This is a genomic window from Rhodococcus sp. 852002-51564_SCH6189132-a (assembly GCF_001665495.1).
Lineage (GTDB): Bacteria > Actinomycetota > Actinomycetes > Mycobacteriales > Mycobacteriaceae > Rhodococcus > Rhodococcus pyridinivorans.
Map to the genome: position 1 here is coordinate 36,571 of NZ_LZMJ01000055.1, position 15,699 is coordinate 52,269.

Below are 15,699 nucleotides of genomic sequence, written 5' to 3' on the forward strand. Positions count from 1 at the left end.
AATCTGAGTCACAACGAACTACTGCGGTGAGGAGATCTCCATGGAGCAGTCGGCGTCCGTCCTGCACGGCACCCCCGTCGTCCCCGGTATCGGATACGGGCCGGTCATCCGTCCCGTCGCGCGTCCTGTGGTCCCGGCGCAGGGCGCCTCGATCCCCGACACGGCGCGCGAGGCCGAGGTGGGCCGGTTCGAGGACGCCGCGAAGGTCGTGGCCGAGCGGCTGCGCGCCCGCGCCTCGCGTGCATCGGGTGCCGCGGCAGAAGTGCTCCAAGCCACCGCTGTGCTGGTCGAGGACCGCGCCTGGCGCGGGGCGACCGCGACGAAGATCCGGTCCGGATCCGACGCGGTCGGTGCCACCGTCGCCGCCACCGACCAGTTCGCGGCCCTGTTCGAGAAGATGGGCGGGCTGCAGTCCGAGCGGGTCACCGACCTGCTCGACATCCGCGACCGCGTGATCGCCGAACTGCAGGGCGCCCCCGAACCCGGTCTCGAGATGCCCGATTCGCCGTCCGTGCTCCTCGCGGCCGATCTCGCACCCGCCGACACCGCCGGACTCGACCCGTCCGTCGTCGTCGCGCTGGCCACCTCCCTCGGAGGACCCACGAGCCACACCGCGATCATCGCGCGCCAGCTCGGCATCCCGTGTGTCGTCGCGGTGGCAGGTCTCGACGACGTCCCTGCCGGCACCGAGGTGCTGGTCGACGGCGCGACGGGCCGGATCGTGATCTCCCCGGACAGCGCCGAGGCCGCAGCCGAGGTCGAACGCGACCGCGTCGAGCGCGAGCGGGTGGCGGGCTGGTCCGGTCCCGGCGCCACCGCCGACGGTCACCCGGTCGAGATCCTCGCCAACGTGCAGGACGGATCGGGTGCCCGCGCGGCGCGCCGGACGCCGGCGCAGGGCGTCGGACTGTTCCGCACCGAGTTGTGTTTCCTCGACCGCGACACCGAACCGACGGTGGACGAGCAGGCCGACATCTATGCGGAGGTCTTCGAGGCGTTCGAGGGACGGAAGGTCGTCCTGCGGACCCTCGACGCCGGCTCCGACAAGCCCCTCCGGTTCGCCAACCACCCCGACGAACACAATCCCGCCCTCGGCGTCCGCGGTATCCGCATCACGACCACGGCGCCGGGAGTCCTCGACCGTCAGCTCGACGCGGTGGCCGCCGCGGCCTCGCGCACCGGCGCCACGCCGTGGGTCATGGCACCGATGGTGGCGACCGTCTCGGAGGCGGCCGATTTCGCCGCGCGGGTGCGCGAGCGCGGGCTGTCACCCGGCGTCATGATCGAGGTTCCGTCCGCGGCGCTGCTCGCCGATCGGTTGCTCGAACACCTGGACTTCCTGTCGATCGGCACCAACGACCTCGCCCAGTACACGATGGCGGCCGATCGGATGTCGCCGCAGCTGGCCGCACTCACCGACCCGTGGCAGCCCGCGGTGCTCGCACTCGTGGCCCGCGCGGCGCAGGCCGGGGCGGCCGCGAGCAAGCCGGTGGGGGTGTGCGGCGAGGCGGCGGCCGACCCGCTCCTCGCCTGCGTCCTGACCGGAATGGGCGTGACGTCCCTGTCGTGCGCCGCGTCGGCGGTGACGGGTGTCGGCGCCCGGCTCTCCTCGGTCCCGATGGACCGTTGCCGTGAGGCGGCCGAGGCGGTCCTCGCGAGCGACGACCCCGTCGCGGCACGTGCCGCGGCAGCGAAACTGCTGGACTGAGCGGCGCGGCCGGGACGGCCTGTTCTACGCGGCCGGGACGGCCTGTTCTACGCGGCCGGGACGGCCTGTTCTACGCGGCCGGGACGGCCTGTTCTACGCCGATGAGGCTGCCGGTTCTACGATGACCTGTCGTGACCGAACGAGCGAACACGACCGGACGCACGACCACACGCCGCGGCTGGACCCTGCACGGCGACGGACGTCGCATCAACCCCGGTGCGGTGGTCGCACCGCACGAGCGACTGTCGTGGCCGCGCACCATCGGCATCGGGATGCAGCACGTCATCGCGATGTTCGGCGCCACCCTGCTCGTGCCGACGATCACGGGCTTCCCCGTCACGACCACGCTGCTGTTCTCCGGTATCGGCACCGCGCTGTTCCTGATCATCACGCGCGGCCGGGTGCCCAGCTATCTCGGTTCGTCTTTCGCGTTCATCGCGCCGCTCAGCGCCTCGGCCGGTTCCGGTCCGGCAGCGCAGCTCGGCGGGATCGTCGCCGTCGGTATCGTGCTGGTGCTTGTCGGCCTCGTGGTCAAGGCGGTGGGTTCGCGCATCATCGACGCGGTCATGCCGCCGGTGGTCACCGGGGCGATCGTCGCCCTCATCGGCCTCAACCTCGCGCCGACGGCCACCGGATCGTTCGAAGCCCAACCGCTCGTCGCCACGATCACGCTCGTGGTCACACTGCTCGTGACGGTGGTCGGCCCGGGCATGCTCGGCCGCCTCGGCATCCTCGTCGGTGTGATCGTCGGATGGATCTTCGCGGCGTTCACCGGGGCGATCGCGTCCGAGCGCATCGACGCCATGCGCGACGCGGCGTGGTTCGGTCTGCCCGATCTGCACGGCCCCACTTTCGAACTGTCGGTCGTGCTGTTGGCGCTGCCCGTCGTCGTCGTGCTGGTCGCGGAGAACGTAGGCCACGTCAAGGCGGTCGCCGCGATGACCGGTCGAAACCTCGACGACATGGCCGGCAATGCGCTCATCGCCGACGGCCTTGCGACCACCCTCGCGGGTGCGGGCGGCGGCTCGGGCACGACCACCTATGCCGAGAACATCGGCGTCATGGCGGCCACGCGCGTGTACTCGACCGCTGCATACGCCGTTGCGGCGGTCACCGCCGTCGTGCTGGCCTTCTCGCCGAAGTTCGGTGCGCTGGTGTTCACCGTGCCCGAGGGCGTCCTCGGCGGCGCGACCCTCGTGCTCTACGGCCTGATCGGCATCCTCGGTGTCCGCATCTGGACGGAGGCGAAGGTCGACTTCACGGATCCGGTCAACCTCACGGTCGCGGCCGCGGCGCTCGTCGCCGGCATCGGCGACCTGACCCTGTCGATCGGCTCGGTCGAACTCGGCGGTATCGCCTGGGGTTCGATCGGCATCCTCGTCGCGTACCCGCTGCTGCGCAGACTCGCGGATCTGCGCCGCTGACCGGAACCCGGCGCATCGGCCGACACCGACCCGTGCCCGCGGGTCGTTCGATACCGACGCGTACCCGCCGGGGTCGTCCGGGTCACAAAATGCGCTCGGTTGTGTCAGCGTCACCGCACCCTCGTCTGCATACCGTGAGTATGTCGAACGACGTCTCACACAGGAGCGCAGATGCAACGCACCCTTTTCGAGCCCGAGCACGACCTCTTCCGGGAGTCGTACCGGAAGTTCCTCGAACAGGAGGTGGCCCCCTTCCACGAGCAGTGGGAGAAGGACAAGATCGTCGACCGTGAGGTGTGGAAGAAGGCCGGCGCGCAGGGCTTCCTCGGCATGGCGGTGCCGGAGGAGTACGGCGGCGGTGGCATGGACGACTTCCGCTACAACGCCATCATGGCCGAGGAGACCACCAAGCTGGGCTTCAGCGGTCTGGGCTTCATGCTGCACAACGATGTCGTCGCTCCCTACCTGCTCGAGCTCGCCAACGAGGAGCAGAAGAAGCGTTGGCTCCCGGGCTTCTGTTCGGGTGAGCTGATCACGGCCATCGCGATGACCGAGCCGGGCACCGGCAGCGACCTGCAGGGCATCAAGACCCGCGCGGTGCGCGACGGTGACGACTGGGTCCTCAACGGCGCCAAGACGTTCATCACCAACGGCATCCACTCCGATCTGGTGATCGTCGTCGCATGCACCGACCCGGAGAAGGGCGCCCAGGGCTTCTCGCTGCTCGTCGTCGAGCGCGGCATGCCGGGCTTCGAGCGGGGACGCAACCTCGACAAGATCGGCCTCGACGCGCAGGACACGGCGGAGCTCAGCTTCAACGACGTTCGCGTCCCGGCGGCCAACCTCCTCGGCCAGGAGGGCATGGGCTTCATCTACCTGATGCAGAACCTGCCGCAGGAACGTCTCGCGATCGCCGTCGTCGCCGCTGCTGCGATGGAGCGCGTGCTCGACGACACGATCCAGTACTGCCGCGACCGCAAGGCGTTCGGCAAGCCGATCGGCAAGTTCCAGAACACCCGCTTCGAGCTCGCCGAGCTCGCCACCGAGACCCAGCTGGCCCGGGTGTTCGTGGACCGGTGCATCGAGCTGCTCAACGAGAAGAAGCTCACCGTCCAGGAGGCCGCGATGGCCAAGTACTGGACCACCGACAAGCAGGTCGAGCTGATCGACCGCTGCCTGCAGCTGCACGGTGGCTACGGCTACATGCGCGAGTACCCGGTCGCCAAGGCGTACCTCGATGCCCGCGTGCAGAAGATCTACGGCGGCACGAACGAGATCATGAAGGAAGTCATCGGGCGCGGCCTCAACGTCTGAGGCACGTACGAGAGGGCCTGGGTGGCTTCGCTGTGCGGAGCCACCCCGGTCTCGTTCGTCTCCGGTGGCCCGGGGTCAGATCTTGCGGACGACCGTGACGACCTTGCCGAGGACGACTGCGTCGTTGCCCGGGATGGGTTCGAACATCGGGTTGTGCGGCATGAGCCAGACGTCGCCGTCGACCCGCTTGAACGTCTTGACGGTGGCCTCGCCGTCGAGCATCGCGGCGACGATATCGCCGTTGTCGGCGACGTTCTGCTGCCGGACGACCACCCAGTCGCCGTCGCAGATGGCCGCGTCGATCATCGACTGGCCGACGACCTTGAGCAGGAACAGCGAGCCCTGACCGACGAGTTCGCGCGGCAGCGGGAAGACATCCTCGACCGATTCTTCGGCCAGGATCGGACCACCGGCAGCGATCCGGCCGACGACGGGAACCATTGCCGCCGAAGGGATGTCGTCGGTCGACGAGCCGGCGACCACCTCGGGCGAGGACTCGGGTGCGGGGGTGGGCTCGAGACCGCGGACGTCCACGGCACGCGGACGGTTCGGATCCCGGCGCAGAAAGCCCTTCCGTTCGAGCGTGCGCAGCTGGTGTGCGACGGAGGATGTGGAGTTGAGGCCGACGGCGTCGCCGATCTCACGGATGCTCGGCGGGTACCCCCGTTCGCTGACGGAATCGCGGATGACCTCGAGCACACGACGCTGACGCTCGGTGAGGCTCGCGGTGGGATCGTCGGTCGCGGGTCCGCCCCGGCGGGCTGTGGATGTTCCGTCCGCCTTCATCGTGACCTCCGTGCGGCGAGTGTCGGATGGGTTGCAAGTTGCCTTTCGAATCTATCGAGATCCCGCGCGTATATCAAACAGATGTTCGAGATTCACCCTCCGAGGAGCTGCCGTCAGGCTGTGACTCGTGATAAAACATTCGAACAGACTTTCGTTCGAACACATGATCGAGTGGTCGGACGGGGTCGGAAAGCCACGCACAGCGACACGGACGGGGTCGGAAGACCACGCACAGCGACACGGAGGATTTCCGATGAGCAGAGCGGTTCGGATCGACACGGCGGTTCCGGTGGGTACGGCGCGACAGGGCGCGGTGGTCCGAACCGGTGCCTCAGTCAGGACGAGCACGGCAGGGCGGACCGTCGTGGGCCCGCCGGGAGCAGGTGTGCCCGGGGCGGCGGCATATCGCATCCGGCCGATCGCGACGTCGACGCTGCACCATCGCACCCGTGTCCCGGCGCGGACGAGACCGCGCGTCGCCGCGCCCTCGCGGGAACCCCTGCACCGCCGTTCGGAGATCGCACCGCGCAGTCGCCGGCCTGCGAAGGGGACGAGTTGGCGGCAGATGGCCACGACGGTGCTCCTCACCGCGCTCGCGACCACGATGCTCCTCGTGCTCGCCCACGTGCGCACCGATGAGGTGATCTCGCAGAGCGCCGGCACCACGGTCGTGCGAGAGGGGGAGAGCCTGGAGGCCTTGGCCGCTCGCGTGTGGCCCGACGTCCCGGTCGACGTCACGGTCGCGAGGATCGCCGACCTCAACTCGCTCGACGGTACGGCCGTGCAGGCCGGAAGCCGCCTCCTCTTGCCGGATTCCAGCCGGGAATGAGGGCGTCGTGGCCCCGCCCGACCCGCGATCCGCTCCCGAGCCGGACAGGCGGGTATTGTCTAACACTGTCAGTCACACCACTCCGTGTGGTTGCGGCGGTGTCGGCCCACTCGCGGGTGGAGACGGTTCCGGTCGGGAGACATCGCTTCGGCGCCGACGTCGCGACCCGCACGGGCACGACGAAGGAACCGACATGTACTGCCCGTATTGCCGCCATCCCGATTCCCGGGTGGTCGATTCGCGCGAGGCAGACGAGGGTGCCGCGATCCGTCGTCGGCGGGCGTGTCCCGAATGCGGACGCCGCTTCACCACAGTCGAGACGGCCGTGCTGTCCGTCGTCAAGCGCAGCGGCGTGACCGAGCCGTTCAGCCGCGAGAAGGTCGTGCGCGGCGTGGCCCGCGCCTGCCAGGGGCGCGATGTCGACAACGACGCACTCAACAAGCTCGCGCAGCAGGTCGAGGACGCGGTGCGGGCGAAGGGCTCACCCGAGGTCCCGAGCCACGAGGTCGGACTGGCGATCCTCGGACCCCTACGAGATCTCGACGAGGTTGCCTATCTTCGATTCGCCTCGGTCTACCGTTCCTTCAGTTCTGCAGAGGATTTCGAACGCGAGATTCAGGAACTGCGCGAGCACAAGAAGTCCTGCTCGGTCGAGACCGACTGAGCGACCCGGTCGAAGCCGACCGCACGCCGGCCGGTCCGGTCGCTACCGGATCCCGTCGATCGCCTTCAGGACGCGCTTCTCCGACACCGGGATCCGCGTTCCGAGACCCTGCGCGAACAGGCTCACGCGCAGTTCCTCGATCATCCAGTAGATCTCGACCACCTCGGGCGCGGCGCGCCGTTCCTCCGGCAGTCGTGCGAGTAGCTTGTCGTAGGCGCCGTAGACGCGATCGAGCACATCCATTCCCGCGGCATCGCGATGCGCACTCGCCGGCAACGCCTCCAGTCGTTGCGCGGCCGCGGTGAGATAGCGCGGCAGGTCGGCGATCCGCCGCGACCCCAGATCGGTGACGAAGCCGGGGAACAGCAACGACTGCAGCTGTTCGCGTACGTCGTCGGCAGCCTCGCCGTCCGACCGATCGAGGAGCACACCCACCTCGTGGGCGCGGGACAGCACGGGCACAACCGCTTTCAACAGACGGGCCACGCGCCCCGGCAGGTGTGACCGCACCGTGGACGCGAGCGCCTCGAACTCGTCGGGCGTGCGCACGGGTGCGCCGTGTGCGGCGATGAGTTCGTCCACCGCGCAGGCACGGCAGTCCTCGATCAGCGCTTCGAACGATCCGTCGGGGTTCCGCCCGAGCGCGAGCCGCTCCATGTTGGTCAGCCCCGAGGTCACGGCCTTCGCCTTCGTCGGTGCCGACGACAGAAGCAGGGCACGCAACCCCTGACGCGTCGCGTTCTGCTGGGCCTGCGGTGTGCTGAGCACGCGCACCGCGACGCCGTCCTTCTCCGCGACCAGGGCAGGGTAACCGGTGACCTTCCGGCCACCGACCTCGCGGGTGACGGTCTCCGGCAGGTTCCCGAGGGTCTCGGCCGTCCACACCACCGCCGCGGGACGTTCGGTGCCCGCAGCGGCGCGCGAGACCTCCGCTTCGACCCGCGGAGCCAACTTCTTCCGCAGGGCCGCCAGGCTCTTGCTGCGGCCGAGCACGGTGCCGCGCTCGTCGACCGCGGCGAAGGTCATCCGCAGATGGTCGGGCAACGCACCGGTATCGAAGTCCGAGGACTCGATCGTGCACCGGCCGAGCCGGGACAGCTCGCGGGCCATCGCATTGACGAGCGGTTCGGAGCGCGGCGTCACCGAGGCGAGGGCGGCCGCTGCGAAATCGGGAGCCGGTACGACCTGCCTCCGGAGGTGTTTCGGCAGGGTCTTGATGAGGGCCGTGACCAGCTCGGTCCGCATCCCGGGTACCAGCCAGTCGAAACCGACGGACTTGAGGTTCGCGAGCAGCGCGACGGGGACGCGGGCGGTGACACCGTCCTCCTCCGTGCCCGGCTCGAACTGGTAGGTGAGGGGGAACTGGATCTCGCCCTGGCGCCACGCGTCCGGATAGTCGCCCTCGAGCACCGAGGCGGCGTCCTGGTTCACCACGGTGTCCGGCGTGAACGTCAGCAGGTCGGGTTGCTGCCTGCGGGTCTTCTTCCACCACGTGTCGAAGTGCCGGGCCGAGATCGCCTCCGGGCCGACCCGCTGGTCGTAGAAGTCGAACAGGGTCTCGTCGTCGACGACGATGTCGCGCCGGCGCGCACGGTGTTCGAGTTCCTCGACGTCCTCGAGCAGCGCCCGGTTGTCGTGGAAGAACTTGTGCTGCGTGCGCCATTCGCCTTGCACGAGGGCGTGGCGGATGAACAGTTCGCGCGAGACCTCCGGATCGATCCGTCCGTACGGCACGGGACGCTGGGCGACCAGGGGGATGCCGTAGAGCGTGACGCGTTCGTAGGCCATCGCCGACTCGCGGCGCGTCGACCAGTGCGGCTCCGAGTAGGTGCGCTTGACCAGGTGCGGAGCGAGCTTCTCGACCCATTCGGGTTCGATGCGCGCGGCCGTCCGCGCCCACAGCCGTGAGGTCTCCACGAGTTCGGCGGCCATGACCCAGCGCGGAGGCTTCTTGAACAACGACGATCCCGGGAAGACGGCGAACCGTGCGCCGCGGGCACCGAGGAAGTCGCGCTTGTCGCCCTCGCGAAGACCGATGTGCGACAGCAGACCTGCAAGCAGGGACTTGTGGACGTCGTCGGGATTCACGTCGCGGTGGTGCGTCTGCCAGCCCATGTCGACAGTGATCTGACGGAGCTGCCCCTGCAGGTCCTGCCACTCACGGATCCGCAACCAGTGCAGGAACTCGTCGCGGCACAACCTGCGGAACCTGCTCGACGACAGTTCCCGCCGTTGCTCCTTCAGGTAGTCCCACAATCGCAGGAAGGCCAGGAAGTCCGAGCCCTCGACCGCGAACCGGGCGTGCTTCTCGTCGGCGGCCTGCTGGAACTCGGTCGGGCGTTCGCGCACGTCCTGGATCGACAGGGCCGCGACGATGATGAGCACCTCGCGCAGACATCCGTTCCGGTGGCCCTCGACGATCATGCGGGCCATGCGCGGATCGACGGGCAGGCGGGCGATCTCGCGGCCCGTCGCGGTCAGGCGCGGCGTCTCGCCCTTCTTGGCGGGTTCGAGCGCGCCGAGCTCCTCGAGCAGAGCGATGCCGTCGCGGATCGCGCGGGGATCCGGGGCCTCCACGAACGGGAACGCCTCGATGTCGCCGAGACCGAGCGCCGTCATCTGCAACACTACCGACGCGAGGTTGGTGCGCAGGATCTCGGGCTCGGTGAACTCCGGCCGGCCGTCGAAGTCGTCCTCCGAGTACAGACGGATGCAGATGCCGTCGGCGACACGACCGCACCGTCCGGCGCGCTGCCGCGCCGAGGCCTGCGAGATCGGCTCGATCGGCAGTCGCTGCACCTTCGTCCGCACCGAGTACCGCGAGATACGTGCGGTGCCGGGGTCGACGACGTAGCGGATGCCGGGAACCGTCAGGGACGTCTCGGCGACGTTGGTGGACAACACGACCCGCCGGCCCGTGTGCGGTGCGAAGACCCGGTGCTGTTCGGCCGCCGACAGGCGTCCGTAGAGCGGGAGGATCTCGGTGTTGCGGAGCTTGCGGTCGCGCAGTGCGTCGGCGGTGTCGCGGATCTCGCGCTCGCCGGAGAGGAAGACCAGGATGTCGCCGTCGCCCTCGCGCTGGAGTTCCTCGACGGCCTCGCACACCGCGTCGACGGGGTCGCGGTCGACCAGCGTGTCGCCCACCTCGACGGTCAGCGGCCGGTAACGCACCTCGACGGGATAGGTGCGGCCGGAGACCTCCACGATGGGGGCAGGCGTGCCGTTCGCGTCGGCGAAGTGGCGCGCGAAACGTTCGGGGTCGATCGTCGCCGAGGTGATGATCACCTTCAGGTCGGGGCGACGCGGAAGCAGCTGCGCGAGGTAGCCGAGCAGGAAGTCGATGTTGAGGCTGCGCTCGTGCGCCTCGTCGATGATGAGCGTGTCGTACTGGCGCAGCAGGCGGTCGCGCTGGATCTCGGCGAGGAGGATGCCGTCGGTCATCAGCTTGACGAGTGTCGACTCGGTGACCTGATCGTTGAAGCGCACCGTGTATCCGACGGCGTTGCCGAGCTCGGTGTCCAGTTCCTCCGCGAGTCGCTCGGCGACGGCGCGCGCGGCGATACGGCGCGGCTGGGTGTGGCCGATCAGGCCGCGAACCCCGCGCCCGAGTTCGAGGCAGATCTTCGGGATCTGCGTCGTCTTGCCCGAACCGGTCTCTCCGGCGACCACTACGACCTGGTGGTCGCGGATCGCGGCGGCGATGTCGTCCTTGCGCTGCGAGACCGGTAGGTCCTCGGGATAACGGATCTCTGGGACCGACGACGCACGGGACGTGAGCCGGGCGCGGGCGGTCTCGATCTCGGCGGCGACCTCGGTCAGCGCCTCGCCGCCCCGCGCCCGGTCGAGCCTGCGACGGAGGCGGTTCTCGTCGCGGAGGGAGACCTCGGACAGGGCAGCGCGCAGTTCGCGACGATTCGGGGCGGGGGAGATGGACATGCTGATCACACAGCCTAGCGAAACGACCCGGTCGGGGCCGGTCGGGGAGGGCAGGCAGGCCAGGTGGTCAGCCCGCCAGAGCACGCACCCGGCCGATCACTTCACCGAAGGTCTCCCGGTACGGGGCGTGGACCGTGAAGTGGGTGAACCCGTAGCGCTCCCGGCTGTGCAGGATCTGCCCGGCCATCTCGTCGACCGTCCCGATCAGCACGAACGGCGAGTCGAGCAGGTCGTCGGCCTCGGCCGCGGTGGCGATGCGGAACGTCCCCGGTGGCCTCCCCGGCAGCAGGACGGCACCCGCGACACTCACGATGTCGGCGTGGGCGGCGACGACGGAAAAGATCCGGTCGCGGTGCCTCCGACGATCAGGGGCGGGCCGTAGCCGCCGAATCCGCGCCGCTGCACCGGACGGAGCACGGGCAGGTCGAACGCTTCGCGCAACGCCGCCTGCTCGTCGAAGCCGGGCCCGGTGAACGATCGCTGCAGTTCCTGCACGGTGGATTCGAGACGCTCGGCGCGCTCGTCGAAGCGTTCCCACTCGATCCCGGCCGCCTCGAACTCCCATCTCATGTGGCCCCTGCTCCGAGGCCGATCTCGAGCCGGCCGCCGGTGAGCACATCGGTGGTCGCGATCTCGCGAGCGAGCAGTGCCCGATTCCAGGAACCGGCATCGAGCACCATCGTGCCGACCCGCAGACGCTCGGTGGCACCGGCGGCGGCGACCAGGACGGGGAACGACGTGGGGACACCGAGATGGTCGGCCGCGTACACCGCGTCGAAACCCGCGTCCTCGACGGCGCGGCACCAGCGAACGAACGCATCGGGAGACCCGACCTCGAAGATGTTGACGGAGAAGCGGAACTCGGTCATGGCACCCGGGTGGCGGGTACGGGCCTCCGGCGCCAGAGTCGTTTCCTCCGCATACGATGACGGGTGTCGTGATCGTCGTGGACGGGAGTTGGTCGTGGGTGCGTTGTGGCACGGATTCGCCGATATGGGCGCGATCGAACGGGACGGCGCATTCGTCGTGTCGCGCGGGGAAGGCGCGTACATCTGGGACGACGCCGGCAAACGCTACCTCGACGCCACCGCCGGACTGTGGTTCACCAATGTAGGTCACGGCCGCACCGAGATCGGCGAGGCGATCGCAGCGCAGGTCGCCAAACTCGCCCACTACTCGAACTTCGGCGACCTGACCTCCGAGCCCGCCGTCGAACTCGCCGAGCGTCTCGCGGGGGTCGCCCCGGTTCCGGGCAGCAAGATCTTCTTCACCTCGGGCGGATCCGACTCCGTCGACTCGGCGGCCAAGCTCGCGCGGCGGTACTGGCAGGAGCTCGGGAAGCCCGGCAAGCGGCTGCTGGTCTCGCGCGAGAAGGCGTACCACGGCATGCATGTCGGCGGCACCTCGCTCGCCGGTATCCCCGTCAACGGTGAGGGCTACGGCCGCCTGTGGGAGGACACCGCGCGGGTTGCCTGGGACGACGCCAAGGCGCTGCTCGAACTCATCGATTCGGTCGGTGCCGACTCCATCGCGGCCTTCTTCTGCGAACCCGTCATCGGTGCGGGCGGGGTGTACCTGCCGCCGGACGGCTATCTCGCCGAGATCCGCGACATCTGCCGCGACCACGACATCCTGTTCGTCGTCGACGAGGTCGTCACCGGCTTCGGTCGTATCGGTGGTTCGTGGTTCGCGTCGTCGCGATTCGACCTGGCTCCCGACATGGTCACCACGGCCAAGGGACTCACCTCCGGCTACCTGCCGATGGGCGCCCTGTTCGTCGCTCCGCGCGTCGCCGAACCGTTCTTCGCCGGAGACGTGTGGTGGCGCCACGGCTACACCTACGGTGGGCACGCCGCGGCTGCGGCGGCCGCGCTCGCCAACCTCGACATCATCGAGCGTGAGAATCTGCTCGCCGAGGCGGCGCGGATCGAGCGGACTCTGCACGAGAAGCTCGCTCCGTTGGCGGACCACCCGCGGGTGGCCGAGGTGCGCAGCGGCCTCGGTGCGGTGGCGGCCGTGCAGCTCGCCGATCCGTCCGAAGCTCTCGGTTTCGTCAAAACCCTGCGGCAGCATGGGATCTCGGGACGCGCGGCCGGTCAGGGCGCGATGCAGATCTCCCCCTCGTTCGTGATGACCGACGAGCAGATCACCGATCTCGCCGACGGAATCGCCGCAGCACTCGGCTGATCCGTTCCTTCGGCCCGATCGGTACCTCGGCGAGGGGGAGTTCGGCGCTGCCGTCGCGTGCGGCGAGTGAACGGGCATAGCGCTCGTGCAACACCGAACGCACCTCGTCGGGGCTGTAGTTCCGTCGCTGTCGCTCGTTGCGGGCGGCGACAGCACCGGTCGCCGCGACTCCCACGATCCCGGCGAGTCCGACGAGCTTCCACCACTTGCCACCGCGCAGTGCCATGGGGCGACCCTAGCGGTCCGTCGGGGTCATGGGGACGACCCCAGCGGCCGTCGGGCATGGCAGGCTGACGGCATGGACACTTCGTCGGCAGATCGGTCCGCCGGTGCGCGTTCGCGTCTCACCCTCGACGAGGCCGTGGCGACGACCCGCACGGGGGACCTGTGGATCTTCCGCGGCGCCACCCCGGCCGACCGAGCAATCCAGACGCTGACCAACGCACCGGTGAACCACGTGGGGATGACGGTCGCGCTCGAGGACCTGCCGCCGCTGATGTGGCACGCCGAGCTCGGACGCAGTCTCCCGGACATGTGGACCGGGCGGCACCAGCGCGGCGTGCAGTTGCACGACCTGCGCAGTGCGGTGCAGGTGTGGGCCGCGCGTTACGGCCAGCGCGGCTGGCTGCGGCAGATCTCGGTGGCGGCCACCCCGGACCAGGAGGACCAGCTGCTGCGCACGATCGCGCGGCTCGACGGCACACCGTTCCCGTCGACGACGAAACTCACGGGGCGATGGTTCGCGGGCCGGCTCCCGCGCCGTCGCCGGGCGGCCGTACCGTCCGGTGGGCTCGAGAGCGCGTACTGCGCCGAAGTGGTGGGGCTGACGCTGGAGGAGATGGGGTTGCTGCGGCAACGGCACCGGGGGATCAACTGGTACGACCCCGGCCGGTTCTGGAGCGGCGACCGGCTGCCGCTCGCTCCCGGTGTGGAGTTCGGTGGCGAGATCGAGGTCGTGCTGGACGAGGACGACCTCGCTGCCGGAAGAGCGGCGGGCTCGGCGTCGTAGGACCTGGCAGTCGGCGCAGCGAGCGCCCGTCTCGTGGTCGACGCACGACCGTCCGATAGCTGCGAAAGGTAGAGGCGATAGGTCGCACTACACTGATAGGCGTGACCGATCAGAGCTACCAGCCCACCCTCTCGCAGCTGCGTGCCTTCGTCGCGGTGGCCACCTACCGCCACTTCGGCACGGCAGCAGCGCGACTCGAGGTCAGCCAGCCCACCCTGTCCCAGGGGCTGGCGGCTCTCGAGAACGGCCTCGGCGTCCAGCTCATCGAGCGGAGCACCCGCCGCGTGCTCGTGACACCGGTGGGAGCGCGCCTGCTTCCCTACGCGGAGGTGGTACTCGACGCCGCCGACGGCTTCGTCGACGCGGCTGCAGGAGTGTCCGACGGACTCTCGGGCCCGCTGCGGGTGGGCCTGATCCCCACCGTCGCGCCCTACGTCCTGCCCGAGATCCTGCCCGCACTCGACCGGACGATGCCGGCGCTGTCGCTGCAGGTCGTCGAGGACCAGACCGCGCGTCTCCTCGACGCCCTGCGCGCCGGAACCCTCGACGTCGCCGTCCTCGCCCTGCCCGCAGACGTCTCGGGTGTCATCGAAGTGCCGCTGTACGACGAGGATTTCGTCCTCGTCCTGCCGACCGGACACGAACTCGCCGGGCGCACCGACCTCTCGGTCTCCGCGCTCGACGACGCACAACTGCTGCTGCTCGACGAAGGCCACTGCCTGCGCGACCAGACACTCGACCTGTGCCGGTCCATCGACGCGCGACCGGCACTCGGCGACACCCGCGCGACCTCCCTGTCCACCGTGGTGCGCTGCGTCGCAGGACGATTGGGTATCACCCTCGTCCCGGCCTCCGCGGTCGCCGTCGAAACCGCCCGGGGAGACCTCGAGGTCGCGCACTTCGCGGACCCGGCACCCGGCCGCCGCATCGGACTGGTGTTCCGCTCGTCGTCCCCGCGCGGAGTCGACTACCGCATCCTCGCCGAGACCATCCGCGGCTGCGTCCCGCCGACCTGCCGCCCCGTTTCCTGACGAAGACCCCGATCAGCACCGACCGCGGCAGTGTCGATCAGCGCTTACCGCGCCGAGGCTTCCCGGGGCGCTTCCGCGCGGACGTCCCCGCCCGGCGGGACGTCTTGGGCTCGGGCGCGCGGCGCTTCGGGGTCGAGCCCTTGCGTTCGCCACGACGCGAGGTGCCGCCCGACTCGGCGTCCGGCTCGGAATCGCTGCGGCCACGGGAACTGTTGGCCGTCCGTCCCCGGACGATGCCCACGAACTCGTCGACGTGATCGGTCGTCCGGTCGGTGACCCACACGAGACCCACCTGGGACGCGGGCGCGTCGACGACGGGACGGTAGGTCAGGTCGCGGCGGTGGTGCAGGCGGGCGAGCGACTGCGGCGTGACGAGCACACCCACCTCCGAGGCGACGTGCGAGATCGCGTCCTCGGTGGTCGCGGGCCGCTCGAACGCCTCCTCACCGGGTAGGGCGACCCAGTCGAGCACGTCGTCGAGCGGATGCAGCACCGTCTCGTCGGCGAGGTCGGACACCGACACCTCGTCGACCGCCGCGAACACGTGCTCCTTGGGCACCACTACGACGGAGACCTCGGTGTAGAGCGGGATGACCGACAGGCCGTCCCGCTGCAGCGGCAGGCGCAGCAGCGCGATGTCGGCGACGTCCTCGCGTAGCGGATCCGCACCGCCCGTGGGTTCGACGGGGACCAGTTCGATCGGGACGTCCGGCATCCGCTCGTTCCACACCCGCACCCACTTCGCGGGGGTGACACCCGGGACGTAGGCCAAGCGGAAGGGTTGCACGGTCGGTTCGCTCACCGAGTCAGG

General features: G+C 69.6%; 12 protein-coding genes and 1 pseudogene. 8 read left to right on the forward strand and 5 right to left on the reverse strand.

Going from position 1 to position 15,699, the window contains the following annotated elements:
* The first annotated feature begins 40 nt into the window (after positions 1 to 40).
* The 3 genes from ptsP (at position 41) to A5767_RS12925 (ending at position 4,446) form a co-directional block, all read left to right on the forward strand.
* The gene (gene ptsP / locus A5767_RS12915; RefSeq protein ID WP_064852449.1) at positions 41 to 1,708 is read left to right on the forward strand and encodes a phosphoenolpyruvate--protein phosphotransferase; all 1,668 of its coding nucleotides are present in this window, start codon (positions 41 to 43) and stop codon (positions 1,706 to 1,708) included.
* A 131-nt stretch (positions 1,709 to 1,839) separates the two neighbouring features.
* Entirely contained in the window at positions 1,840 to 3,132 is a 1,293-nt protein-coding gene (locus A5767_RS12920; protein ID WP_064852450.1) for a solute carrier family 23 protein, read from the forward strand.
* A 171-nt stretch (positions 3,133 to 3,303) separates the two neighbouring features.
* Positions 3,304 to 4,446, forward strand: coding sequence for an acyl-CoA dehydrogenase family protein (locus tag A5767_RS12925; RefSeq protein ID WP_006551314.1), 1,143 nt, complete (start codon positions 3,304 to 3,306; stop codon positions 4,444 to 4,446).
* A gap of 75 nt (positions 4,447 to 4,521) precedes the next feature.
* Here the strand turns inward: A5767_RS12925 and lexA are convergent, their stop codons facing one another.
* On the reverse strand, positions 4,522 to 5,232 hold the full coding sequence (gene lexA / locus A5767_RS12930; RefSeq protein ID WP_006551315.1) for a transcriptional repressor LexA: 711 nt from the start codon (positions 5,230 to 5,232) through the stop codon (positions 4,522 to 4,524).
* Positions 5,233 to 5,797: 565 nt separating this feature from the next.
* On the opposite strand from lexA, the gene A5767_RS12935 reads away from it, so the two are divergent.
* Both A5767_RS12935 and nrdR read left to right on the forward strand, forming a co-directional pair.
* The gene (locus A5767_RS12935) at positions 5,798 to 6,061 is read left to right on the forward strand and encodes a LysM peptidoglycan-binding domain-containing protein (RefSeq protein WP_006551316.1); all 264 of its coding nucleotides are present in this window, start codon (positions 5,798 to 5,800) and stop codon (positions 6,059 to 6,061) included.
* 193 nt (positions 6,062 to 6,254) lie between these two features.
* Positions 6,255 to 6,725: a transcriptional regulator NrdR gene (gene nrdR, locus A5767_RS12940; RefSeq protein ID WP_006551317.1), complete on the forward strand. Its 471-nt coding sequence runs from the start codon at positions 6,255 to 6,257 to the stop codon at positions 6,723 to 6,725.
* A gap of 42 nt (positions 6,726 to 6,767) precedes the next feature.
* Here the strand turns inward: nrdR and hrpA are convergent, their stop codons facing one another.
* Together hrpA and A5767_RS12950 are read right to left on the reverse strand one after the other, a co-directional pair.
* Positions 6,768 to 10,661: an ATP-dependent RNA helicase HrpA gene (gene hrpA, locus A5767_RS12945; RefSeq protein WP_064852458.1), complete on the reverse strand. Its 3,894-nt coding sequence runs from the start codon at positions 10,659 to 10,661 to the stop codon at positions 6,768 to 6,770.
* 67 nt (positions 10,662 to 10,728) lie between these two features.
* Positions 10,729 to 11,530: pseudogene (locus tag A5767_RS12950) on the reverse strand (LLM class flavin-dependent oxidoreductase).
* Between the two features lie 124 nt (positions 11,531 to 11,654).
* On the opposite strand from A5767_RS12950, the gene A5767_RS12955 reads away from it, so the two are divergent.
* Complete coding sequence (locus A5767_RS12955) at positions 11,655 to 12,848, forward strand: aminotransferase family protein (protein WP_050993478.1); 1,194 nt, start codon at positions 11,655 to 11,657, stop codon at positions 12,846 to 12,848.
* Here the strand turns inward: A5767_RS12955 and A5767_RS12960 are convergent.
* Positions 12,808 to 13,074 (reverse strand): hypothetical protein, encoded by a 267-nt coding sequence (locus tag A5767_RS12960; protein ID WP_006551320.1) that lies wholly within the window; start codon positions 13,072 to 13,074, stop codon positions 12,808 to 12,810. The two genes, A5767_RS12955 and A5767_RS12960, sit on opposite strands and share 41 nt — an antisense overlap.
* A gap of 72 nt (positions 13,075 to 13,146) precedes the next feature.
* Here A5767_RS12960 and A5767_RS12965 point away from each other — a divergent pair, with 72 nt between their 5' ends.
* Both A5767_RS12965 and A5767_RS12970 read left to right on the forward strand, forming a co-directional pair.
* Positions 13,147 to 13,857, forward strand: coding sequence for a hypothetical protein (locus A5767_RS12965; protein WP_064852451.1), 711 nt, complete (start codon positions 13,147 to 13,149; stop codon positions 13,855 to 13,857).
* A 101-nt stretch (positions 13,858 to 13,958) separates the two neighbouring features.
* On the forward strand, positions 13,959 to 14,888 hold the full coding sequence (locus tag A5767_RS12970; RefSeq protein ID WP_039587038.1) for a hydrogen peroxide-inducible genes activator: 930 nt from the start codon (positions 13,959 to 13,961) through the stop codon (positions 14,886 to 14,888).
* A 37-nt stretch (positions 14,889 to 14,925) separates the two neighbouring features.
* Here A5767_RS12970 and A5767_RS12975 read toward each other — a convergent pair whose 3' ends face one another.
* A complete protein-coding gene (locus A5767_RS12975; RefSeq protein WP_006551323.1) occupies positions 14,926 to 15,690 on the reverse strand; it encodes a LysR substrate-binding domain-containing protein in 765 nt (254 codons plus the stop codon).
* Between the last annotated feature and the right edge of the window lie 9 nt (positions 15,691 to 15,699).